The sequence below is a fragment of the Pseudomonas sp. 01L34 genome, assembly GCF_056400265.1.
In genome coordinates, this window is the sequence record NZ_JBFTSX010000001.1 from 410,246 (window position 1) to 434,136 (window position 23,891).

Sequence of the window (23,891 nt, forward strand, 5' to 3'; positions counted from 1 at the left end):
TATTTAAATGCCTCGATCAGAACTTCCAGTCCGTTGATGATAATCGTCGAACGCAAGGAAGACTGGGCCTCATACTTTCCCAGTGAAGACATCGTCACCGCCCAGGAATACCTCGAACAGACCCGTAACAACGAGCAGGGCAAACGGGTTCAGGTGATCAACCTGTGCCGCAGTTACAAGTACCTCGGGCACGGTTATTACTGCTCGCTGTTGGCCGAAGCGCGGGGGCACAAGGTGATTCCGTCGGTGCGGACCATCAGCGAGCTGACCCGAAAGTCCCTGTATGGCCTGGCCCTGGACGATCTGGATAAAACCCTGGAAAAAGCCTTAAGTCATCATGTTTACAGCGATACCGAAGGTTTCACCTTGACCCTGTACTTCGGCCAGACCTCAATCGAGCCATTACAGGAATTGGCTCGACAGTTATTCGAGGTTTTTCCTTGTCCGATATTGTTAGTTGAATTTCGTCGAACTAACGGTTGGCACATCGAAGGTGTAAAGTTCGGCACCCTGCATAAGTTGCGTGAAGATCAGGAAGATCAGTTTGCAAACGCGCTGGATAGTTTCAGTCGCAAGATCTGGCGCCTGCCACGCTCTCGGCGCTTGGCCCGTTATGACTTGGCCATTCTGCACGACCCGCAAGAAGCATTGCCGCCCTCCAACCCCAAGGCTCTGGACAACTTTGTCAGGGTCGGCAAGATGCTGGGCATCGACGTTGAGCTGATCGAACGCAAGGACTACGCCCGAATCGCCGAATATGACGGGCTGCTGATACGCGAGACGACAAGCGTCGACAACCACACCTACCGTTTCGCGAAAAAAGCCGAGAGCGAAGGCCTGGTGGTGATGGACGATCCGGCGTCGATCCTGCGCTGCACCAACAAGGTTTACCTGACTGACTTGCTCAAGAGCCATCAACTGGGCATGCCGGCCACTGAAATCCTCTACAAGGAGCGACCGGAAGACTTTGAGCGGGTAGGCGAGCGTCTGGGGTTTCCTTTGGTGTTGAAAATCCCCGACGGCTGTTTCTCAAGGGGCGTCATCAAGGTCGAAAGCCAGCAAGCCTTGCTCAAGGCCACCGCCGAACTGTTCGAGCACTCGGTGTTGCTGTTGGCTCAGGAATTCTTCTACACCGAGTACGACTGGCGCATTGGTGTGCTCAACCGCAAACCAATTTTTGCCTGCCAGTACTTTATGTCCAAGGGCCACTGGCAGATCTACAACCATAAGGCCAAAGGCCAGGACATCAACGGCGAATGCCGCACCCTGGCGGTTCACGAAGCGCCGCGAGCAGTGGTTGAACTGGCGGTGAAAACCGCGAATCTCATTGGCGACGGACTCTATGGCGTCGACCTCAAACAGTCCGGCGACAAAGTGGTGGTGATCGAAGTCAACGACAACCCAAACATCGACGCCGGCATCGAAGACGCGTACCTGCAGGACGATCTGTACACGCTGGTGCTGGAAGAGTTCGTCCGGCGGCTGGAGCTCAAACGCCGTGGTCAGGCTTGGTGAGTGGCCTCAACCTACAGAGCTTGTTGAAATTTGGCCATTGACTTGCCATCAACGTCCGGCTAATTTCCAGCCATGACTTCCACCGTATTGCGCTGCCAGCCAAGCATTATTACCGCCATTCCTTATTTGGCGGGCTAGCTCACGACTGCAGCACCCAACCCGCCCTAGAGGCGGGTTTTTAGTTTCTGTCTCTTGGGCTCCGATCAAAGTCAGGAGACGACCATGAACAGCACCCCCGCCCAGCAGAGTTTGCTTGAGCATTACGTGAAAAAGATCCTCGCCGCGCCGGTCTACGAACTCGCCGTGCGCACGCCGCTGCAAGCGGCACCGGCCTTGTCCGAGGCGTTGGGTAATCAGATCCTGCTCAAGCGCGAAGACTTGCAACCGACTTTTTCCTTCAAGATCCGTGGTGCTTACAACAAGCTGGTGAACCTGAGCGATGAACAGAAGGCTCGGGGCGTGATCACCGCATCGGCAGGCAATCATGCCCAAGGCGTAGCGTTGGCGGCTCGCGCGTTGGGGATTGCCGCCACTATCGTCATGCCCTGCACAACGCCGGAATTAAAGGTGCTGGGTGTGCGCAGCCGGGGTGCCGATGCGGTGCTGCACGGCGAAAGTTTTCCGTTTGCCCTGGCCTATGCGCTGGACCTGGCACAGCAAACCGGCCGCACCTTTGTCTCGCCCTTCGACGACCCGGACGTGATCGCCGGGCAGGGCACCGTCGGCATGGAGATCCTTCGTCAGCACCAAGGGCCGCTGGATGTGATCTTTGTGCCGGTGGGCGGCGGTGGCTTGATCGCCGGTATCGCCGCGTACGTCAAATACCTGCGCCCGGAAGTGCGGATCATCGGTGTCGAATCGGAACATTCCGCCTGTTTGCAGGCGGCCTTACAGGCCGGCGAACGGGTTGTGCTGCCGACCGTTGGCACCTTCGCCGATGGTGTGGCCGTCGCTCAGATCGGCGCGCATGGTTTCGAGGTCTGCCGGTTTTGCGTCGATGAAGTGCTGACCGTCAGCAACGACGAACTCTGCGCCGCGATCAAGAATATTTACGACGATACCCGCTCGATCACCGAACCTTCCGGCGCCCTGGCCGTGGCGGGTATCAAGCAGTACGTGGCGCAAACCGGCGTCCGAGGGCAGACCCTGGTGGCCATCGATTCCGGCGCGAATATCAACTTCGACAGCTTGCGTCATGTGGCCGAGCGCGCCGCATTGAGCGGCGCCCCGGCGTGAGGGATGGACCAGTTATTCCTGAACGGCGTTCTCGACGCGGCTCGACGCCGACCAGATCCGGTAGCGCACTTCGACATCACTGGGCACGTAGAGCACGATCGGTAATTTGCTGTTGTAGCGCAGCTTGAAACCGTCACCGACCACCGGCACGAAGTCCTGTTTGTGCTTGCCGTCAGGACAGGCCATCAGGGTGCTCATCGGGCCGGTGACTTTTTCCAGCCGGTAAAACGGGTAGCCCCAGCCTTCGAGGTTCTTTTCCTCAAGCATGCCGCCTAGACGCTGACGGTTGCAGTCGACGGTCAGGGTCTTGCCGGCCAGAATTTCGACCTGGTAGGCGTCTTCCTGTTTTTGTGGGGCGAGATGAATGACCTGGCGGGTAAAGCCGCTCTCTGGTTTGGGATACGGTGCGACGTCTTCGAGTGTCGCGGCCTGGGCAACGGACGACAGAACGGTAACTATCAGCCCGACGGTCGTATTAAAGGGCAAAGCACCCATAATGCCTCCTTGCGTGTGCGTGGGGTCAGCGGATACTGAACAGATGGCCGCATTCTCACTGCCGTCCTCGGTCAATGCAAACCCGCCATCAGAGATGGGGTGCAAAATGCAGGTGTCGAAAACAGTCCTTTCTTGCATTTTGCATGACGTGATGTGTTGCCTTCTTTGTTAAACCCTTGATTGGCCGACGAGCCGCAGGGCGAAATTCCGGGCATGTTTTATGCTGAAGCTGTCTTGAGCTGACCACGGTCCCGTTGAGTCAGCGCTGAAACAAAAAAACGGTCGGACGTTGGAACGATGAAACCCGCAAGGAAGAAAAGAACGGGTGATCTGAGCTCCGACCGACAATTGATTTTCGATTGGCAATCTCACAATACCGAGAGGGTGGTCATGTTTCTTTCTGCCTTGGAACTACGCAATATCGTTGAAAGCAGTTTTCTTCCGAAACGCTGCCAATGCACGCTATCTCCGGATCTGTCGATGACCGTTAAGGTGTATTCGGACAACGAGACTGACCATCTCGACCTGTGCGTCACCGGCATAGACGCCCATCGCCTCAACGGATGTCGGGAGATTAATCATCTGATCGCCGAGTTACGCACCGACCTTGAGCACAAGACCCATAGCCATTTGCCCAGCACTAAGTCGAAAGCTCATTAGCCGACTGTTTCACCCAATTCGAGCGACACGCGCCGGGTCTGGATAAACCCCAGACCCAGTGCCAATTCCACCAGGATCGCCAGTAAGATACCCGGCCCGGCATGACCATTGAGCCATTCGCCGAAGCCCAGCGCTGCCAAGCCGAAACAGCCAACCATAAAGCCGCTGCATATCGCACTTCTCGCCGCCGAGGGCGGTGCCTGCCGCACGAGATAAAACATCACCCCAAGCGCACCGAACAGCACCGCACTGCGCCTGGCCACAAACCCCGCTGCGGGCGAATACTCGATACTCCAGATCGCCAGCAACCATTGCGGCATCAAACCCCACACCAGCGCCAGCAGAAAGCAAAGCGCGGCGGTGAACGTTGAAAGCGTGCGAAACGAGAACGGCATGGCGAATCCTTTCGGCGGTAGAGGGGACGCCAAAGCATAGCGTCAGAATCCCCTCAGGCCTACCGCCAAGTGCCGAATCAGAATCGTCTGTCAGCTCTGATAACTGCACGCGTCAGAAAGTTTTCGATAGGTAATTTCCGCAGGCTTGCCCGAGGTGCTATCGATGTACTTCATGTCCGCCGTGACCACTTCGCAGTCCAGCGTCGACGGTTCGGTCATGGAAATGACCTTGCCCACATTCAGCGGCATGCCGTAGTGATAAGGCACGGCCTGAGAGGACGACGTGTCGTTGGCCTGAGCGAAACCGGCGAAAGCGGTGCAGGTGAGGGCGGTGGTCATCAGCAGTGTTCGCCTGTTCATGATGGGTCTCCAGTGCAGAGGGGAAGCCAGTTCGATGCAAGAGCGTCGAACCTGCCGCACTGGGCGTCAGAGGGTGCTGAGGGAGTGCGGTCCAGTAAAGTTTTGGACCGCAGGATTAATCGAAGGTTAAGTAGCGGGCTAATGGTTGTTGCGAGCCGGTTGTGCGGTTATCTATTCGAGGTGCACAACCTTGAACCCACGTCGATCTGGAGGCGTCTCTATACCAGCGGGTCCTTCCAACTGCCCCCTTCCGGCAACATAGTCATAGACCAAAAACTTCGCCGACACTTCATACCCAATATTAGGAATGACCAGCCGGATCTGCTCTCGTCCGAGGTACAGCCAACGTGGTAACGCCTTCTCGGCAAAATCGATTCGCTCGACGGTGTGAGTGACAGGGTTCTTGCGTAAAACGACGCCTTTTAAATACGGCGAGCCGTATGCGAAGGCGAATATCAGGCTGGAAGAAACACACTTTGCCAGGAAGACTTCGCCGAAAAAGTCGAAATCCGGGATGTCGGTAAAGGCCGGTTGGATTTTGCTGTCGAGTTTCACAAACAGGCGCTGGCCTTGCGCATTCGTTTCCGCCAGCAAGGACACCTGAGTTCTATCGGCCAAAGGGCAGGTGAGGATTGTCTGGAGTGGTTGCGCGTAGGCCGGGGCGGCTAGCAGTGCCGCGATGATGTACTTCCATGGTGTTTGCATTCGGGGAAATCCCTTCGGTTGTCGGGTCCTACATTACTGCCCGTGAGTCGTGATAAATCCTAAGAAAGCTTCGTCCCGTTCCTACAGGCTGGGGCGTGTTGTCGTCTTTCGCCGGCTGGTTTCCAGCGGTTACTGTTTGGCGTCGCTGCAAAATCAGCGAACAGGTTTGGTCACCTGTTAACGTCGCACATATTTGTGCCCTCATTCGCACTGCGGACTTCTACGTCTCGTATTGCGTTGTAATGGCGGCTGTGTGCGGGACGCCTTCGGGCGAGCCGATTTGGCGTTATCGGTTGACCAAGCCTGTGCACAGCCGCCACCCATCGTTTGGTCACGGTGCTGGCGATTACTAAATTAATGCCGAGTAATTACTATGCCAACGATAAACCCATTCCCCGAGCGCTACCGTTCAATTAAAAGTGGCCTTACCGACTCAAATCCCTTGGTGATCGACACTGAAGCCAATCCCCAAGACATCCTCGAATCTGCCCTACAGCGCATCCGAGCCTCCAGCCAGCTACTTGAAACACTCCACTGCCTATGCTTCAAGCACGGTGATGTTCAGGACATCCCGCACATTACCCATGCGCTTTATTTACTGACTCAGGATGGTTACGACCTGCTGCAGGTTGCGCAGCAGCGGATGATGGGGTGGAAAGCGCCGGTCTGACGCCACAGCATGACAAACAAGCCAGCCCCTTATGGTCGCTGGCTTGTTTGCGGGATACACCGAGTCATTGCCCTTCTGAAAACTAAGCCGTCCTCAGTTCACTGCTGCTTGCCTGAGGAATCATCGCGAGCTGGACCTCAACAGTGTTTTCTTTTTTCGCCATCCAGCGATCGACGTTGTTTTTATGTTCCGGCGCCTGAGTGGCAGAGCCGTAAATGTCTTCGGGCGTCAGTTTAAGGAAGCTCAAGGCGTGCAGCCGTTGCCGGGCGGTATTCAACCGACCTATTTCCGCTCTCAGTAGACTCGCTTCTCGCTGGTTTGCCTGACGATCGTATTGGAAGGAGTTGTTCAGTTCAGCTTCCTTCGTCTTCAAACGGTCCTGCATTTCTTGCAGTTGGTAGTAGACCTGATCGTACTCAGTCTTGGTCACCACCGTGGTTCCGCTTTCCTGGGTTTGCTGCCAGCGGCGCAATGTTGCCCAGGCGTACGGGATGTAGGAGGGCACCATGAAGTGATCGCTCATGTGGAACAGTTGCTTCACAAAAGCGGCACGGTCGGGCAAGTCGTCGAACTTTTTCAATGCTCTGGTGCAGGCGGCCTCTTCGATGGAGTCGCAACCTGGATCCCAGAGAACGGCGGATTGCTCACGTCCTTTAAAGTGGACGGGCATGAAGTGGTGCAAATTACCGTGATGCTCGTATGGCGAACCGCCGGTTCGCGACAGGCCTATGGCGAAAATAAGTGCGCCTAAAGGGGCGGTGACAAAACTGATGATTACGCCGGGCACCCAGATACTTTTACGAGTGTTCATCCAGGGCGCGGGAACACTTGGGATCGGGTCGTTGTTGTTGACCATGCGGTGATGGGCCAGCTCTGCCGCGCCGTTGACGAAGTCAGCGTCGCCGGCTCTTGGGGAGCCGTAGGTGTAGAGCAAGATGTCGTATGCGCTTGGACTACGTCGTAACGCTTCTGCGAGCAATGTTGCGATTGCCCCGCCCAGGCTATGCCCGCAAATGATTACCTTTTGTCCTGTATAAAATTGCTCGAGATAGACTTGAATGAATTTGCTCATCGCCTGATAGGCTTCGTAGAAACCTTTGTGCGCTTTCCCTACGCCATCCTCAAATGGAACTTGCTCTGCATCGGTATCCCGCAAGAAGTCCGCGCCCTCTAATGTCCCTCGGACCGAAATTAGGATGATTTCGTCATGGTGAGTTATGAACGCCTGAGTATTTGTACCACCCTTTATTTGGCCATCATCAAAGAAATGCCACTTTGCTGGGTGCTCTTGTTCTACGCCCAAGCCAGGTTTGTTTTGATCATAGAGTGTCGGGTCGAAAGGCAGAATCTCAAAACGCTTTGAGTACGGTACATCTTCATAAAGCGGGTAGTAAGGGGTGGTTTGGTCAGCATTAATTCTCCAATCTTCTCTGAAACTAGCCAGTCCATCTCCAAATAGGTTGCCGACGCTAGGGGTGAGAGGGAACTTGATAGTGTCAGTTGGCAGTTCAGCCGGTTCTTGACCAAAATTGGCGTAGCTTAAGCTTGCAAACAGAGAAAGTTGATATAAATTCAAGGCGCTGAATTTTTTGTCTTTTGAAAGCATGGGGCGGAATGCACGCAGTGGACGGACCTCAAGGACAGTGTGTTTATTAGGCGATAACACGACGCCAAATAGTTCCGATTCCTCGGGGCCGAAACTGAGGTCTCCCATGATTTTTAGTAAATTGTAGTTCGGTGGATATTTTTTTTTGGATTCAGGAGGAAGGTGAGCAGATTTTTTTACAAAATCTCGAACTTCAACCTGAAAGAACTGATCAGCTTTGGCTTTTGCAGGGTTGTTCTCAACGCGCAAACCATCTTTTCGAACAAAACGGGTTTGTTCTGCATTGACTTGGAGTTGGGTGATGGGTAATGGATATTTTTTTCGAACTGAGAGAGCTTTGTAGTATTCGTCCGATCCTGTATAGGGCGCATCCAGAGTCAGAACTACCGGTCCTTGATAATGATTGAAAACCTTGGCTGATCCATCACCGTCTAGTACTCCGGGGTACTTTTGATGCGCACTATCCTGCAATACATAAGCAAGACCAGCATACGGCTTGCCATTACCCGTCTCATCTACTATCTGGAAGCTGATCCAATCGCCTCTAAGTGGGCAAGCTTGTGACTTTCCACCCAATAATGGTTTGCATGATGCCTTCGGCTCCATAATAAATATCCTTATTCAGTACAGTTAGGATAAACAGTGCAATCACGTCCATCCGGCATCTTAAATGGTTTAAAATCAGTCATATTGCCGCTACAGAACCCATACGGATCCTCGATATTTTTCCCCAAGCATCGTTTCCATCCTTCAGGGAACTTTATCCACGTGTCACCCATATAGGGAAGCTCTTCTTGTGCCAGGGAAAATATTACGGTTAACGTTTTTCCCGAAAGCTGATCACGTTGCAGAGCTCCGGACGTAATCGGGTCGGCGACTGCCTTGCAACTAAGTATCTTGCTAATATAGTTTTTTGGTCCAGTTGTTCGAAATAGCCACTGGCACTCTTTTTTAAGAGTTTTTGGAGGTGTTGTTAGTTGTGTGTTGTTGTTTCCATCTTTAAAAGAAATCCCAGTGTAGTCTCTTCCAATATTTAATCGGGCTGCGCCATATTTTCCGTCCACTTCATATCCGAAGCTTTTAAGTACTAAAGGGCATCCTTCTTCATTGCTTGTCAGTGGGACTTCGAAGTGTGCCGTTTGCGCATCGATATTAAGCTCTTGCTCGAAAAATTTTTTGCCGGGGTAGTTTTTCCCATTGCGAGGCGGGACCGTGCAAGTCTCTCCTGTTCTAGGCGCATAAGACGCTTCGCCTTTAATGCTGAATCCGGGTGGCAGTTCAGTTACCAGCGTGAAGGTATCCTGTTGTGCAACGGAGCATCCTGTAGCCCCGAGCGTCCCCAAGCCGATGGCCGCAGCTCGAACAAGCCCAGTGAAAAAGTCTCGAGAAAACATTTTATTGTCCTTGTTCAGTGCAGTTGGGATAGACGGTGCAATCACGTCCATCCGGCATTTTGAAGGGTTTGAAATCTGTTTTATTGCCATCACAAAATGCGTATGGATCCTCAAGACTGTCGCCCATGCAGCGTTTCCAGCCCGTGGAGAACTTCACCCAGTTGTCACCAACGGCGGGTCTTTCCTCGCGTGATATATCGAAAACCACTTTTATCGTTTTTCCCGCCAACTGAGCTCGTTGCAAGGGACCTTTTGCCACTGAGCCGTTCGCCTGTTCGGGAGTTGCCACCGATTTACATTTCAGAATTTTAACGATGTAACGATCAGGCCCAACCGTGCGGAAAAACCATTCGCACTGCTTCTGCAATATCATGGGGGAGGGAGAGGTGTGGCTGTCTGCAGTTCCATCCTGAAAGGCAATGCCCGTGTAATCCCTACCTAAATCGAGCCGTGCAGCCCCATACTTTCCGTCAACCTCATATCCAAAGGTATCAAGTACCAAAGGACAACCACCTTCCTTGCTCGTCAGCGGAACTTCGAAACGCGCCGTTTGTGCATCGTTACTCAGCTTCTGCTCAAAAAACTTCAAACCCGGATAGTTCCTGCCTTTTCGAGGAGGGACCGTACAAGCCTCTCCCGTTCTAGGCACATAAGACGCCTCACCTTTAATGCTGAACCCCGGCGGTAATTCGGTCACCAGCGTAAAACTGTCAGCAGATCTAACCGAACAACCAGAAACCGCCATGACACCCGCAACAGCGAACAACCAAAGCAAACGTCCCGAAAAGGTTGCGTCAGACACCTCCACCTCACCCACGCTCTGACTGACCCAGCTGCGCATCAAACACCCGCTGACACCGCGCAAAATGTTGCTCTGGCGTCTCATCCGGCAGAGGCTGCCAGGCCACATCGTCCGCGCACCTGGGATCAAGCCTCAGGCTGAGCATGAACTCGCGCTGTTCCGGCGTGTTCCATTGCCAGGCCTCAAGCAGGTCCATCTGTTCTTCCAGCCATTCGCGGACATTGCGGGTTTCGGAGAGTTTGGCGGCGGCCTCGATGTGGTACACCAGCAACCAGCGCTTAAGGTTTTCGCGCAAGATACTGCGCGTACGTTCCGGCGAGTTTGGAATTCGCATCCACGGCGCCGGGTTTGGCACCGGGTACATGCCAGGCCTGGCGTTATCCGCGCTTTTCCACTGCTCCTCGTCCCAATACAGCACGCTGCTGATCGGGCCCAGCAGCAAGGGGCGTTCGGCCTCGCTCAGGTTGGCGAGGCAGCGAGCTATCACGCGGTTGTCTTGAAAACGGAACAACGAGCGTTCGCCGTCTTCCTCAATCACCATTCGCGCTTGCCAGTGTTGGGTCAAGCCGTCGAGGTCGGCCTTGTCCATGCTGCCGATCCAGCCCCAGTTGCGCTGTGGGTCGTCCAGCAGTTGGCGAAAGGCATCGGCGCCGGGGTTGTGCAGTTCGGTCAGCCACGGGCTGATGGCGGCGAACTCGGCGTATTGGGTGCGTCGATAGAGTTGCACCGAGCGCTGCATCAGGCCAGCGCTGTAGAGCGAGGTGACGGGGTTCGGTTCGGCGAGGCTGTCGAGGGCCAGGATCAGAACGCGATTGAGTTTTGCTTGTTCGCCAAGCCAGTTGTTCAGTGCGTCGCTCATGCTGTTGCCCCCAAATCACATTTGCCTTCACGGCAGGCTTCGCAAATCGGGCAGCGGATGTCGCCGGCAGCTCGGGCGGCTTTGGCCATGGCCATTTGCACGGCGGCCGGGACGAGCAGGGCACCGGCCTTGTCTTTGGCGGCGGCCCAGGGGATGACGGGGTCGAGAATCTGAATCCCCGTGCCCGCGCCGGGAGCGCCACCGGAATTCACCTTCACCTCAGCCCCACTGATCGTCACACCCCCCGCATCAATCTTCACAAAACTCCCGCCAGCCTTGGCCGTGAGCTCCATGCCACCCTCAACCACTACCTTCTCGCCAGCGTTGTAATGAATCTCCTGACCGGCCTCGACAAACTGCGCGGTGCCCACCTTCACATGCTGGGTCACGCCCACGGTCAGGTGATCATCCGCCCGCGCTTCAGTCTTGCGATCCAGATGGGTGAGGCGATGCTCTTCCACCTTGAACTCGCTGAACACGTTGGCCTCGACCGTGTCGTGCCGTTCATTGCCGACGCGGATTTTCTGGTCGTGTTCGATGTTTTCATCCCAGTCGCGCTGGGCGTGCAGGTAGATCTGTTCCGCGCCTTTCTTGTCTTCGATGCGAAACTCGTTGTAGCCCTTGCCGCCCGGCGAGCTGAGGGTTTTGAAGGTGCTGCGGGTCTTGTTCGCCGGCAGGTCGTAGGGGACGACGTTTTCCTTGTGGTACAGGCAGCCGGTGATCAGCGGTTGGTCGGGGTCGCCCTCGAGGAAGGTGACGAGCACTTCCATGCCGACCCGCGGGATGGCGATGCCGCCGTAGGCGTTGCCGGCCCAGCCGCTGGCGACGCGTAGCCAGCAGCTGGTCCTGTCGTCGGACTGGCCGTCGCGGTCCCAGTGGAATTGCACCTTGACCCGGCCGTATTCATCGCAGTGGATTTCTTCCCCCGGCGGGCCGGTGACGATGGCGGTCTGGCTGCCCAGCACTTGCGGTTTCGGGTGTTCCAGGGCCGGGCGGAAGTGCGCATCCCACGGGGTGGCGAGGAAGCGGTTGCGGTAGCCCTGATGGAAATCGTCCTTGCTGTCGGTGACGTCGCTGGTGATGTTCTCGCCGAGCACTTGCGGCTGTTTGCCCTCGTGGACGATTTCCAGCAGCAGCCACAGGTCGTTCCATTCGGCGCGCGGGTGTTCGCTGAGGGCCAGGAAGTGGCCGCTGACCAGAGTTGGCTCGTCACCTTTACCTTCGGCCAGTTGGTAGTCGCTGCGATGACGTTCCAGGGCGCGGGTCGCCAGTTGCTTGCCACGCGCGCGGTCGGTGAAACGGCCAGGGTAGTCGTAGTCTTCGAGGTCAGGGGCGAACGCGCTTTTGGCTGCGCTTTCCGGCAGCAGCCGGGGTTTTTCGAAGTCGTAGTCGCGGCGGCTGACGCGGGTGGTGCGGGTTTCCAGGCGCAGGTTGAAGCGCTTGATCACCGTCTTCTCGGCGGCCATGCCGGAGTCCTGCTGGTAGCTCACCGGCGCCAGTTTGCGGAACACCGTCTGGTCATCGCCGAACACCAGTTTGTGGCCACTGGCCGAGTGCTGGAAGTGGAAATGGATGCCTTCCTCTTCGCACAGGCGCTGGATGAAATGCAGGTCGGATTCGTCGTACTGCACGCAGTACACGCGCTCCGGGTAGATCGCGCCGAGCTGGAAGCTGTAGGCGTCGGCCAGAATGCCGCGGGCTTCGAGGACCTGGGCGATGATCTTCGGTACGCTGAGTTGCTGGAAAATCTGTTGGTCGTGGTTGTGGCGCAGGTAAGCCAGTTGCGGCACCAGGCTGATGCTGTAGCGGGTCAGGCTCTTGCCGGAATCGCCTTGCTCGATGCGGTACACCAGACCATGGATTTTGCCCTGGCCGGTGGCGCCGAAGGTCAGACAACCGGGCTTGTGCAGCAGCTCTTCGAGTTTCAGGTCGGGACGGGTGCTGACCAGTTCGATGTCGAAACAGAACGGCTGGTTGAGGGCCTCGCGGCCGATGAAGCTGAGCACCTGAAGGTCGACGGAAACGCCTTCGAGGGTGAGGGAGATATGGATTGCGTTTGCGTCCAGCATGCCTTGAATTCCGTCCTTTGAAAAAGCAGGGGGCGGATGGTGCAGTATTAAATGGCCATGTTCAAGGCGAAAATGCCGTAGGTCAGGGGCCTGACGCTTGTAGGGCTTTCCCCTATAGCTGAGGTTTTGCACGATGAATACAGGCACTTTTCGAGGCAATTGACCGCTACGCCATATAAAAAAGAAGGCCCCACAGATGGGGCCTTCGTTTATGACTCAGCCAATTAATTCAAAGCGATTGCAGGGAAATGGTCGCGCTCTGAGAGTTTTGCTGGCTGTCAGCATCCATCCAGACCCACTGCGTACCGTCGCCTTGCAGATTATTGGAAATACTCTGAATCTGCGAGTAACTGATCTTGACGGCCCCAACTTCACTTGCAGTAGGCCCGATCGTGGTGACCTGGCCGGAGAGCAGGCCGTTCGACGTCTCGTTGACGACGAACACGGTCGCTTGCGCCTCACGGAACTGGCAAGAGAGGAACTGTGTAATGGTGCTGGTGATCGTCAGGTTCATCCATTTCGATGGAGGGACCGCATAGTAGCGGGTGTACTTGTTGAACGGATGCTGCTCACCATCGGCCGGCAGCGGATAGTTGCTGAGCCCCGATGTGTTGGTCGGCATGCTGACACTTCCCAGCCAGATTTCGACCTGTGATTTACCGGCGTTGCTGGACAGTGAGACCGAAACGGTTTGAGTATCGGTGCCCGAGACAAAACCCAACGATGCCAGGCCTGCATTGGCCGTGGTGCCAGGTACCGTGATCGGTACGGGCGGCTGGCTGTTGCTCCAGTTCACGGAGACAGTCGAGTTGTTGTCATTTTGCGCGGAGTTGTAGATAAAGATCCCATACAGCTGGCCTGGGCTAAGCGCGGTACAGGTGGCTGTATCACCTGCGGTGAGCGTAATGCGTTGTCCGCCGTTCCAGTTAATTTGGGCAGCTGAGATAGCGACACTTTCCATGTTGGAGTTCCTTTTCCTGTTGTGGTGGTATAAGGATTCGCACAGCAATTGTCCTTACCTGCGCCGTGCGTGGAAAAGATACTAGTTGAAGGCATGTAGCGGTCAAGTAACTAACTGGTTGTAGTTGGCTGCATATGATTATTTTTTGGAATAGTTGCAAGTATAAATCGCTATAAATTTTCTCGGGCATAAAAAATATAAAGCTGTCAATGACCGCTTATCTTTTGTACGGGTTTTATTTTTTAAATTGCAATAAGACTATATCTAAAAAATATAATGGGAGAAAAGATGTAGCGCTCAATGAAGAAAGATATGCAAGCTGTCTTTTATTCAAGTCCACCGGCAGGCCCTGAAATCAGGACCTGCCATAGTAGAGAGGTATGGGGGGCGTGTATTTCAGCTCAACTGCCGCCGATACGGCAAATCCGGCCCGGTCTTGCTGCAGGTCAACGCGGCGGCACTCACCGCAAACCTGAGCATCCCGTCAATCTGCTCACGGCTCAGCCGCTGCACACCCGCAACCGAATCCAGCTGCTGCTCGGTCAGCCAGGTAATCAGCGCCGCCTGGAAGGTATCGCCAGCCCCAACGGTGTCGGCAATCTTCACCGAACAGGCCGGCACCGACCATGTGCCATGAGCCCGGCTGAACACCGTCGCCCCCTGACCGCCACGGGTCAGGAACACCAACTGACAACGATGCTCCAGCCAGCTTTCGATCACGCGCTGGGGATCCTGCTCGGGATACAACAGGCTCAAATCTTCGTCGCTGACCTTGATCAGGTCGGCAAGCTCCACCAGGGTGGCGATCCGTGAACGCCACAACTCGATGTTCGGCTCGGGATTCAGGCGCACGTTCGGGTCGAGGCTGATCAGGCGTTTGCCACTTTCGCGCTGCACCAGCGCCAGCAAGGTATCGGCAACCGGTTGCACCACCAGCGAGAACGAGCCGATGTGCAAGCCGCGCACTTCAGGCCCCAGTTGCGGCAGATGCGCAAGGCTCAACTGCCGATCCGCGCAGCCTTCGCCGCGAAAGCTGTAGTGGGGCGAGCCATTGGCACCGACCGCGACCATCGCCAGCGTGGTCGGCGCGGCGAAGTCCACAAGGTAATCCGGGCGCACGCCTTCATCCTGCAGCACTTGCTGCAACCGTCGGCCGAGGTAATCGGTCGACAGCCCGGCAAACAGCGCGGCATCCACGCCCAGGCGGCGCAAACCCACCGCGACGTTGAACGGCGAGCCGCCGGCAATTGCCTTGAAATTCACTTTGGATGCCAGGCCGCTGGCATCGTCTTCGCTGAAGAAATCGAATAGCGCTTCACCACACACCAGATACATAGTTGCTCGCTCTTTAAAGGGTTGCGACATGCTGTTGATTGCGTTCGTAGGCCTGTTGACAGGCCTGTACATTTTCTGCAATCGGCAGGGTTTCACTGGCCAGGTCGAGCTTCACGCAGCGCTCGCACAAGTCCGCTAGGCTGTCTTCGTGGCCGTTTGCCCAAGACTTGCACCACGCCGCCTGAATCGCTGCGCCAAGCGCCGCGGCCTCGCTCTGTTCGGTACAAATCACTGGCGTATTCATGATGTCGGCGACGATTTGCCGCCACACCGGGCTTTTGGAGCCGCCGCCGGTCAGGCAGATGCTGCGGCTTTGTAAGCCATTGTGGCGCAGCAGGTCCAGCCCGTAACGCAAACCGAAGGTGGTGCCTTCCACCACGGCGCGGCACAGATTGGCCCGGGTCAGGTTGGTCATGGTCAACCCCAGCAGGCTGCCGCTGGCATGGGGCAGGGCGGGAACGCGTTCGCCATTGAGGAACGGCAGCATGCACACGCCTTCAGCACCAATCGGCGCGTGTTCGACCAAGGCATTGAACTGCTCGATATCCAGTTCGAACAACTCGCGAATCGCGCCGGTGGCATTGGTCAGGTTCATGGTGCAAATCAGCGGCAGCCAGCCGCCGCTGGAGGAACAGAACGTCGCCACCGAGGCGTCCGGACTGACGTGCGCTTGCTCGGCATAGGCGTAGACCGTCCCCGAAGAGCCGAGGCTCATGGTGATCGCGCCGGGCTTGATGTTGCCGGTGCCGATCGCGCCCATCATGTTGTCGCCACCGCCGCTGGAGACCAGGGCCTTGGGGTTGATGCCCAGATGCTCGGCGATGCCCGGCAGGATCGTACCGACCGGCTGGTGGGCATCGATCAGCTCCGGGAGCGCGGCTTGCAGGCGCCCGCTGGGGTCGATGTCGCGCAGCAGTTGCAAGTCCCACTGGCGCGTACGTACGTTGAAATAGCCGGTGCCCGACGCATCGCCGTACTCGCTGCAACTGCGACCGGTGAGCCAATAGTTGAGGTAGTCATGGGGCAGCAGGATACGGGCGATGCGGGCGAAAATTTCCGGGTGTTGTTCTTTGGTCCAGAGCAGCTTGGACACGGTGTAGCCCGGCGCGATAACGATGCCGAGGCGCTCCAGGGAGCCTTTTTCACCGCCCAGATGAGCCAGTAGACGATCATTCTCCGGGGTGGATTCGGTATCGCACCAGAGCTTGGCCGGGCGCAGTACCTGGCCGTGATCGTCGAGCAGCACCAGGCCATGTTGCTGGCCGGAAACGCCGATGCCGAGAATGGCCTGACCATCGACATCCGCGGCGAGCAACGCGCGACGGGTGGCCTGGGTAAAGGCTTCCAGCCACTGGGCGGTGTCTTGCTCGCGACGGCCATTGGGGCCGCTGATGAGGCTGTGGACAGCAGCGCCCTGACCGAGGACCTGACCGCTGTGTGCGTCGAGGATCACGGCTTTGGTGCCTTGGGTGCCGCAGTCGATGCCCAGGAATAGTTGTTGGTTTGCCATGGAAACACCCTACCGAAGATTGTTCCCACGTTCTGCGTGGGAATGCATCAATGGACGCTCTGCGTCCGCTTCTGAATGGGACGCGGAGCGTCCCGGGCTGCATTCCCACGCAGAGCGTGGGAATAATCAGACGGCCAGCACTCGTTCGAGCGTCTGCGTCACGCCAACTTCCCGCAAGCTGTTACAGCACCACTCGAACGCCGCGACGAACTCTGGCGAACGCGGAATCGCCGTGCCGAAAATCTCCTCAACCTCCAGCAGCCGCTGGGTGATCAATGCATCATCGGCCACCAGCGCCTGACAGAACGCCGCCCGCGGATCCGGAATTGCATAGGTCTGACCGTTCTCATCCACGCCTTTGAGGTACAGCGCCCAGGCCGCCACCACCAGCGCCGCACGTTTGGTCTCGCGGCCGTCGGCGATCAAGCGGTTGAGGGTCGGCACGGTGAATTTCGGAAACTTCGATGAGCCGTCCGAACACACCCGCTCCAGTTGATCGGCAATCGCCTGATTGGAGAAGCGCGCCACCAGGGTGTTTTTGTACTCGGTCAAATCGATGCCCGGCACCGGCGCCAGTTGCGGCGTCACGTCCAGGTCCATGTAGGCGCGCATGTAGCGCACGAACAGCGGGTCGTTCATGGTTTCGTGAACGAAGCGGTAACCCTTCAAAAAACCCAGATAAGTCAGGGCCAGGTGACTACCGTTGAGCAGTTTGATCTTCATCTCTTCGTAAGGCGTGACGTCGTCGGTGAACTGCACGCCGACTTTTTCCCAGGCCGGGCGACCGTTGACGAATTTATCTTCCAGCACCCACTGCACAAACGGTTCGCAGACCACTGGCCAGGCGTCGTCAATGCTGTGTTTGTCGTGCAATTGCAGGCGATGCTGGATGCTGGTCATCGGCGTGATGCGGTCGACCATGGCGTTGGGGAAGCTGACGTTGCGCTCGATCCAGTCGCGCAGGTCGGCATCGCGCAGGGCGGCGAATGCGAGCAAGGCTTTGCGGGTCACCGCGCCGTTGTGCGGCAGGTTATCGCAGGACATCAGCGTGAACGCGGGCGTGCCGGCGGCACGCCGTTTGGCCAGCGCGGCGCAGAGGAAGCCGAACACGGTTTTCGGCGTGTTCGGATTGCTCAGGTCATGCTGGATCTGTGGCAGATGCGCCATGAACTCGCCGTTGCTGTCGTCGATGCAGTAGCCGCCCTCGGTGATGGTCAGCGAGACGATGCGGATCTCGGGGCTGGCCAGTTTATCGATCAGCGCCTCGGCGCCGTCTTCGGCCAGCAGCATGTCGCGGATCGCGCCGATGACTCGCACTTCGGTGTCGTCGGTATCGCCGAGTTCAAACAAGGTGAACAGGTAATCCTGTTCTTTGAGATCGTCCCGGGCACGACGGTCTTCGGCGCGCAGGCCAACCCCGCAGATGGCCCAGTCCAGTGCTTCGCCGGTGTTCATCAAGGCGTCGGTGTAGTACGCCTGATGTGCGCGGTGGAAACCGCCGACGCCAATGTGCGCGATGCCCTGGCGGGTGTCGCTCAGGGTGTAGGCGGGCAGGGCCACCTCGGGGGCGAGGCAGTTGAGGTTGGATTTATTCAGTTTCATCGCATGTTCTCTGATATCAGGCTGCGGCGCGCAGTGGACGGGTCAGCGCCACGCCGTCGGCATCGAATAAATGGCAGTGTTCGGCGTCCAGGTGCAGGCTCAGGGTTTCGCCATAACGGCTGGCCAGATCGCCGCGAACGCGCATGGTCAACGCTTCGCCGGACGACGTCAGCACATGGCAGAAGGTGTCGCTGCCCAAACGTTCGCTGACATCGGCGGTGACTTGCAACGTGCAGTCGCCAGGTTGTGCCAGCTCCAGGTGTTCCGGGCGTATGCCCAGCGTCACCGCGCCGCCGACGCTCAGGTTGGCCGCGCTCAGCGGCAGAGTGATGCGGGTGCCGGCGTCCAGCAGCACTTCGCAGCCCCGGCTGTCGACACGGGTGACTTTGCCTTTGAGGAAGCCCATTTTCGGTGTGCCGAGAAAACCTGCGACAAACAGGTTGGCCGGCTGGTGATACAGGTCCAGTGGCGAACCGACTTGCTCGATCTTACCGCCATTGAGCACGACGACTTTGTCGGCCATGGTCATGGCTTCGACCTGATCGTGGGTCACGTAGATCATGGTGGCTTGCAGTTCTTTGTGCAGGCGCAACAGTTCCAGGCGCATTTGCACCCGCAGGGCGGCGTCGAGGTTGGACAGCGGTTCGTCGAACAGGAAAATTTTCGGGTTACGCACGATGGCCCGGCCGATCGCTACGCGCTGACGCTGACCGCCGGACAGCTGTTTCGGTTTACGTTCGAGCATCGGCCCGAGTTCCAGGATGCGAGCTGCTTCGCCGACCTTCTTCTCGACTTCGGCTTTCGCTACACCGGCCAGGTCGAGGGCGAACGACATGTTTTTACGCACGCTCATGTGCGGGTACAGGGCGTAGGTCTGGAACACCATCGCCAGGTCGCGCTTGGCCGGGCTGACTTCGGTGATGTCGCGGCCATCGAGCTCGATGGTGCCGCCGCTGACTTCTTCAAGGCCGGCAATCAGCCGCAGCAGGGTGGACTTGCCGCAACCCGACGGGCCGACGAACACCACGAATTCCTTGTCGTTCACTTCCAGGTCGATGCCTTTGATGATGGAAAAACCTTCGAAGCCTTTTTGCAGATTTTTGATTTTCAGGTTGGCCATGATGGCGCTCCTTTATGTTTATTCTTTGAGGGCTATTTCACGGCGCCAAACGACAGTCCGCGGACCAGCTGTTTCTGGCTGATCCAGCCGAAGATCAGGATCGGCGCGCAAGCCAGGGTCGACACCGCCGACAACTTGGCCCAGAACAAACCTTCGGGGCTTGAGTAAGAGGCGATCAGTGCGGTCAGTGGCGCGGCTTTGGACGAGGTCAGGTTCAGCGACCAGAACGCCTCGTTCCAGCACAGGATCAGCGACAGCAACACTGTGGAGGCCAGGCCGCCCTTGGCGATCGGCAGCAGCACCCGGACCATTTCCTGCCACAGGGTGGCGCCGTCCAGGCGTGCGGCTTCGAGGATGTCCTTGGGGATGTCTTTGAAGTAGGTGTAAACCATCCAGACCACGATCGGCAGGTTGATCAGCGTGTAGATCACGATCAGCGCGATTCGCGTATCCAGCAGGCCAAAGCTCTTGGCCAACAAGTAGATCGGCATCAGCACGCCCACTGGCGGCAGCATCTTGGTGGAGAGCATCCACAGCAACGTGCCTTTGGTGCGCTGGGTTTCGTAGAACGCCATGGAATAGGCGGCCGGCACCGCGATCAGCAGGCACAATGCCGTGGCGCTAAAGGAAATCACCACCGAGTTCCAGGCGAAGCTGAAGTAATCGCTACGCTCGTTGATGTGCAGGTAGTTCGAAAGCGTCGGCGTGAAGATGAACTGCGGTGGCGTGGCGAAGGCGTCGATTTCGGTCTTGAAACTGGTCAGCACCATCCAGAAGATCGGGAAGAAAATCACGATCGCGATGGCCCAGGCCAGGGTGCCGAGCAGCAGGCTTTGCAGACGACGGGATTGTTGAAGAGTCATGGCGCGGGCCTCAGGCTTTGTCTGTCAGGTTTTTGCCGATCATGCGCACCAGCACAATGGCCGCGATGTTGGCAATCACCACCGCGATCAAGCCACCGGCGGAGGCCATGCCGACGTCGAACTGCACCAGCGCCTGGTTGTAGATCAGGTAGGCGAGGTTGGTCGAGGCGTAACCGGGGCCACCGTTGGTGGTGGTGAAGATTTCGGCGAACACCGACAGCAGGAAGATGGTTTCGATCATCACCACCACCGCAATCGGCCGGGCCAGGTGTGGCAAGGTCAGGTGCCAGAAAATCGCGATCGGGCCGGCACCGTCCAGGCGCGCGGCTTCCTTTTGTTCCTGGTCGAGGGACTGCATGGCAGTCATCAGGATCAGGATCGCGAAGGGCAACCATTGCCAGGACACAATGATGATGATCGACAGCAGCGGGTAGTGCGCCAGCCAGTCCACCGGCTGCGCGCCGAACAGCTTCCAGATGTAGGCGAGAATCCCCGAGACCGGGTGAAAGATCAGGTTCTTCCAGATCAGCGCACCGACGGTGGGCATGATGAAGAACGGCGAGATCAACATCACCCGCACGATGCCGCGACCGAGAAACTCACTGGCCTCCAGCAACGCGCTGATCAACACGCCGAACACCACGCTGATCAGCAACACACTGCCCACCAGCAACAGGGTATTGGTGGCGCCGGGCAGGAAACCCGAATCGCTCAGGAAGTAGCTGAAGTTCTCCAGCCCCACGAATTCGTTTTCGCCGGGGTAGAGCAGGTTGTAGCGGATCATCGAAAAGTAAATGGTCATGCCCAACGGCACGATCATCCACAGCAGCAGCAACGCCACCGAGGGGCTGACCAGAAACCAGCCGGGGTTGGTCAACCGGCTTTTACGTACTGGTTGCGGGATGTCCATGTGAGCTTTGACAGTGGTTGAAGTATTCATGGCGATCAGAACCGATTGGGAACAGACAAATGAAGATCAACTGTAGGGGCGAGGCTTGTGTGGTGAGGGGGCTTGCCCCCGTTGGGTCGCGAAGCGGCCCCAAAAACACTTTGCGACTGCTTCGCAGCCGAACGGGGGCAAGCCCCCTCGCCACACAAACCTGTTCCCACATGGGGCGCTGGTTATTTGGGATAACCGGCGCGCTTCATTTCACGTTCGGTGGTTGACTGGGCGGCGGTCAGGGCCTGGTCGACCGTGGTCTGGCCGATCAACGCGGCCGAGAACAGCTTGCCGACCTGGGTGCCCACGGCCTGGAATTCAGGAATGGTCACCAGCTGGATGCCAATGTAGGGCACGGGCTTTTGCGACGGTTGGCTCGGGTCCGCGGCTTTCAGCGATTCCAGCGTCACCTTGGCGAACGGCGCGGCATTCATGTAAGCCTCGGTGTAGGTCGAAGCGCGAGTGCCTGGTGGCACGTTGGCGATGCCGTCTTTTTCCGCGACCAGGGCTCCGTACTCCTTGGACGTGGCCCAGGCGCTGAAGGTTTTCGCCGCTTCCTTGGCCTTGGAACTGGTTGGGATGGCCAGTGCCCAGGAATACAACCAGGCCGAACCTTTGTCGGTGACCTGATGCGGTGCGTAAGTAAAGCCGACGTGGTCGCTGACTTTGCTCTGGGTTTTGTCGGTCACGAACGAGCCGGCCACACTGGCATCGACCCAGATCGCGCACTTGCCGCTGTTGAACAGCGCCAGGTTCTCATTGAAACCGTTACTCGATGCGCCGGGCGGGCCGGACTTTTTCATGGTGTCGACGTAGAAATTCAGCGCATTTTTCCACTCAGGACCGGTGAATTCCGGCTGCCATTTCTCATCGAACCAGCGCGCGCCATAGGCGTTGGCGACAGTGGTGATCAGCGCCATGTTTTCGCCCCAGCCAGCCTTCCCGCGCAGGCAGATGCCGTACTGTTCTTTATCTTTATGGGTGAGTTTGCTGGCGAATTCGCCGATCTGTTCCCAGGTCGGGCGTTCCGGCATGGTCAGCCCGGCGTCCTTGAACAGGTCGGTGCGGTAATAGGTGATGGAGCTTTCAGCGTAGAACGGCAGGGCATAGAGCGAGCCCTTGACCGAAAGACCTTCACGCACCGAAGGGAAAACGTCGTCGAGGGCGTAGCTGGCCGGCAAGTCCTTCATCGGTTCCAGCCAACCCTTGGCACCCCAGAGTGCGGCTTCGTACATGCCGATGGTCAACACATCAAACTGCCCGCCCTGGGTCGCGATGTCGGTGGTCAGGCGTTGGCGCAGGACGTTTTCTTCAAGCACCACCCAATTGAGTTTGATGTCCGGATGCTCGGCTTCGAAGGTTTTCGAGAGCTTTTGCATGCGGATCATGTCGCTGTTGTTGACGGTGGCGATGGTCAGGGTCTGAGCGCCGAGGCTGACGCTGCTGAGGGTCATGCAGGTGAGGGCAAGCAGAGCTTTTACCGAAGGTTGCATCGTGCACTCCTTTTCTGCACCCGGGGGTTACAGAAGGACAGTTATTGTTTTTGTGTCTTCCTGCGGAGGGAAGAATGTGCAGCGATTACAGCCTTCAATTGACAGGCTGACAAATCATCCATCGCACTGTGATCGATACTTTTTTGCACTGGGAAGTCAGGGGCTGGTGTCGCTGCATGCCGCGCTGTAGCAGCTGCCGTCAGGCTGCGTTCGAGGGCGAAGCCCTCGCCGGGTCCGAAGCTGCGGCGATACAGAAGAGGTGGAGTGGCCGGGTTTGCGACTGCTGCGCAGCCGAACGCAGCCTTCGGCAGCTGCTACAAGGATCCGTGGTACAGGATAAGTCAGTGCTGATTCTGCTCAGTCAACCGTTGCACCGCCAGCCGCCGATAGTGCGACGGCGTCATGCCCTTGAGTTGCTGAAAACGCCGGTTGAAGTTGGAAATGTTGTTGAAGCCCGACTCGAAACACACATCGGTCACCGTTTTGTCGCCATCGGCCAGCAGCTCGCAGGATTTGCTGATGCGCAGGCGATTGACGAACTCGATGAAGCAGCGTCCGGTGGCCTGTTTGAACACTCGGCTGAAGTAGGTCGGCTTCAGACCCAGATGCTCGGCCACCTCTTCCAGCGTTAAATCCCTGGCGTAATGGGCAAAGATGTAATCCACCGCCCGGTTGGTACGGTCGATATTGTGTTCATCGGCCAATTGCGGCGTTGTGGCACCGGACAGCAACTGGTAGTCATCGGACGCCGCCAGCAACTCCAGCAGAATGAAAAAATGCCCGAGCCGGGTCATGCCTTGGGTGTCGGCGATGCGCTGCATCAAGGTCATGGCCTGGCGTATGGTGCGCTTGCAGCGAAACTCGATGCCGTACTGCGCGCGCTCCAGCAAGGGCGCAATTGTCTTGAGTTCAGCGAATACCTGATGGCCACTTTCGAACAGCTCGTCAGTGAAATTGACCAGCATGTCGCGCTCGGGCACCACTTCGTCTTCGGCTACCTGGCTGATCCAGTTGTGGGGCAGGTTGGGGCCGGTCAGGAACAGTGTTTCCGGGTAGAAGTTACCGATGTAGTCACCGATGAACACCTTGCCGGAGCTGGCGATGATCAAGTGCAGTTCGTATTCCTTGTGGAAATGCCAGCGCACCAGGGGGCAGGGGAATCCGTGTTGGCGATAGATGATGGACAACCCGTTGTGGTCGTCCATCAATTCGTAGGAAGGATCGGTGACTCTGGCTGTTCGGGTCATGTCAGGGCGCTTTGATTGTTATCGCCCCTTGATCATGCCTCTTTCGGGATGCCT

General features: G+C 57.3%; 21 protein-coding genes and 1 pseudogene. 4 read left to right on the forward strand and 18 right to left on the reverse strand.

The window, feature by feature from the left end; translation table 11 throughout:
* Positions 1-36 precede the first annotated feature (36 nt).
* Entirely contained in the window at positions 37-1,515 is a 1,479-nt protein-coding gene (locus tag AC1DQM_RS01850) for a RimK family protein (RefSeq protein WP_173861192.1), read from the forward strand.
* Between the two features lie 222 nt (positions 1,516-1,737).
* Positions 1,738-2,733 (forward strand): annotated as a pseudogene (ilvA, locus tag AC1DQM_RS01855) (threonine ammonia-lyase, biosynthetic); the annotation flags it as partial.
* A 30-nt stretch (positions 2,734-2,763) separates the two neighbouring features.
* Here the strand turns inward: ilvA and eco are convergent.
* Positions 2,764-3,246, reverse strand: a complete 483-nt coding sequence (eco, locus tag AC1DQM_RS01860; RefSeq protein ID WP_086944229.1) for a serine protease inhibitor ecotin — start codon at positions 3,244-3,246, stop codon at positions 2,764-2,766.
* A gap of 390 nt (positions 3,247-3,636) precedes the next feature.
* Between eco and AC1DQM_RS01865 the strand changes: the two genes are divergently transcribed.
* Complete coding sequence (locus AC1DQM_RS01865; protein WP_026286409.1) at positions 3,637-3,906, forward strand: DUF1652 domain-containing protein; 270 nt, start codon at positions 3,637-3,639, stop codon at positions 3,904-3,906.
* Here AC1DQM_RS01865 and AC1DQM_RS01870 read toward each other — a convergent pair.
* The 3 genes from AC1DQM_RS01870 to AC1DQM_RS01880 form a co-directional block, all read right to left on the reverse strand.
* Positions 3,903-4,301, reverse strand: coding sequence for a hypothetical protein (locus AC1DQM_RS01870; protein ID WP_018926052.1), 399 nt, complete (start codon positions 4,299-4,301; stop codon positions 3,903-3,905). The two genes, AC1DQM_RS01865 and AC1DQM_RS01870, sit on opposite strands and share 4 nt — an antisense overlap.
* A gap of 90 nt (positions 4,302-4,391) precedes the next feature.
* Entirely contained in the window at positions 4,392-4,661 is a 270-nt protein-coding gene (locus AC1DQM_RS01875; protein ID WP_477745764.1) for a DUF2790 domain-containing protein, read from the reverse strand.
* A gap of 171 nt (positions 4,662-4,832) precedes the next feature.
* On the reverse strand, positions 4,833-5,366 hold the full coding sequence (locus AC1DQM_RS01880; protein ID WP_018926050.1) for a hypothetical protein: 534 nt from the start codon (positions 5,364-5,366) through the stop codon (positions 4,833-4,835).
* A 373-nt stretch (positions 5,367-5,739) separates the two neighbouring features.
* Here AC1DQM_RS01880 and AC1DQM_RS01885 point away from each other — a divergent pair, with 373 nt between their 5' ends.
* On the forward strand, positions 5,740-6,036 hold the full coding sequence (locus AC1DQM_RS01885) for a hypothetical protein (protein WP_111453612.1): 297 nt from the start codon (positions 5,740-5,742) through the stop codon (positions 6,034-6,036).
* An 82-nt stretch (positions 6,037-6,118) separates the two neighbouring features.
* Here the strand turns inward: AC1DQM_RS01885 and AC1DQM_RS01890 are convergent, their stop codons facing one another.
* The 14 genes from AC1DQM_RS01890 to AC1DQM_RS01955 all read right to left on the reverse strand — a co-directional run bounded on the left by AC1DQM_RS01890 (position 6,119) and on the right by AC1DQM_RS01955 (position 23,837).
* Complete coding sequence (locus AC1DQM_RS01890) at positions 6,119-8,248, reverse strand: lipase family protein (RefSeq protein WP_177431094.1); 2,130 nt, start codon at positions 8,246-8,248, stop codon at positions 6,119-6,121.
* An 11-nt stretch (positions 8,249-8,259) separates the two neighbouring features.
* A complete protein-coding gene (locus AC1DQM_RS01895) occupies positions 8,260-9,036 on the reverse strand; it encodes a hypothetical protein (protein ID WP_477745765.1) in 777 nt (258 codons plus the stop codon).
* A gap of 1 nt (position 9,037) precedes the next feature.
* Complete coding sequence (locus AC1DQM_RS01900; RefSeq protein ID WP_477745766.1) at positions 9,038-9,877, reverse strand: hypothetical protein; 840 nt, start codon at positions 9,875-9,877, stop codon at positions 9,038-9,040.
* The gene (locus AC1DQM_RS01905) at positions 9,846-10,697 is read right to left on the reverse strand and encodes a DUF4123 domain-containing protein (protein ID WP_477745767.1); all 852 of its coding nucleotides are present in this window, start codon (positions 10,695-10,697) and stop codon (positions 9,846-9,848) included. Before AC1DQM_RS01905 ends, AC1DQM_RS01900 begins: the two co-directional genes overlap by 32 nt.
* Positions 10,694-12,766, reverse strand: a complete 2,073-nt coding sequence (locus tag AC1DQM_RS01910) for a type VI secretion system Vgr family protein (protein ID WP_477745768.1) — start codon at positions 12,764-12,766, stop codon at positions 10,694-10,696. Before AC1DQM_RS01910 ends, AC1DQM_RS01905 begins: the two co-directional genes overlap by 4 nt.
* Positions 12,767-12,995: 229 nt before the next feature.
* Positions 12,996-13,727 carry a hypothetical protein gene (locus AC1DQM_RS01915; RefSeq protein WP_018926045.1) on the reverse strand — a complete coding sequence of 244 codons (732 nt, stop codon included), beginning with the start codon at positions 13,725-13,727 and terminating at the stop codon, positions 12,996-12,998.
* A gap of 396 nt (positions 13,728-14,123) precedes the next feature.
* The gene (locus tag AC1DQM_RS01920; RefSeq protein WP_018926043.1) at positions 14,124-15,062 is read right to left on the reverse strand and encodes a carbohydrate kinase family protein; all 939 of its coding nucleotides are present in this window, start codon (positions 15,060-15,062) and stop codon (positions 14,124-14,126) included.
* A 13-nt stretch (positions 15,063-15,075) separates the two neighbouring features.
* Complete coding sequence (gene xylB, locus AC1DQM_RS01925; RefSeq protein ID WP_477745769.1) at positions 15,076-16,572, reverse strand: xylulokinase; 1,497 nt, start codon at positions 16,570-16,572, stop codon at positions 15,076-15,078.
* Positions 16,573-16,698: 126 nt separating this feature from the next.
* Positions 16,699-18,174: a mannitol dehydrogenase family protein gene (locus tag AC1DQM_RS01930; protein ID WP_064618058.1), complete on the reverse strand. Its 1,476-nt coding sequence runs from the start codon at positions 18,172-18,174 to the stop codon at positions 16,699-16,701.
* A gap of 16 nt (positions 18,175-18,190) precedes the next feature.
* A complete protein-coding gene (locus tag AC1DQM_RS01935; RefSeq protein ID WP_064618056.1) occupies positions 18,191-19,294 on the reverse strand; it encodes an ABC transporter ATP-binding protein in 1,104 nt (367 codons plus the stop codon).
* 32 nt (positions 19,295-19,326) lie between these two features.
* The gene (locus AC1DQM_RS01940; RefSeq protein ID WP_064618055.1) at positions 19,327-20,157 is read right to left on the reverse strand and encodes a carbohydrate ABC transporter permease; all 831 of its coding nucleotides are present in this window, start codon (positions 20,155-20,157) and stop codon (positions 19,327-19,329) included.
* A gap of 10 nt (positions 20,158-20,167) precedes the next feature.
* Positions 20,168-21,097, reverse strand: a complete 930-nt coding sequence (locus AC1DQM_RS01945; RefSeq protein ID WP_064618053.1) for a carbohydrate ABC transporter permease — start codon at positions 21,095-21,097, stop codon at positions 20,168-20,170.
* A 182-nt stretch (positions 21,098-21,279) separates the two neighbouring features.
* Positions 21,280-22,590 carry an ABC transporter substrate-binding protein gene (locus tag AC1DQM_RS01950; protein WP_477745770.1) on the reverse strand — a complete coding sequence of 437 codons (1,311 nt, stop codon included), beginning with the start codon at positions 22,588-22,590 and terminating at the stop codon, positions 21,280-21,282.
* A gap of 341 nt (positions 22,591-22,931) precedes the next feature.
* Positions 22,932-23,837, reverse strand: coding sequence for an AraC family transcriptional regulator (locus AC1DQM_RS01955; RefSeq protein ID WP_018926036.1), 906 nt, complete (start codon positions 23,835-23,837; stop codon positions 22,932-22,934).
* Positions 23,838-23,891 lie beyond the last annotated feature (54 nt).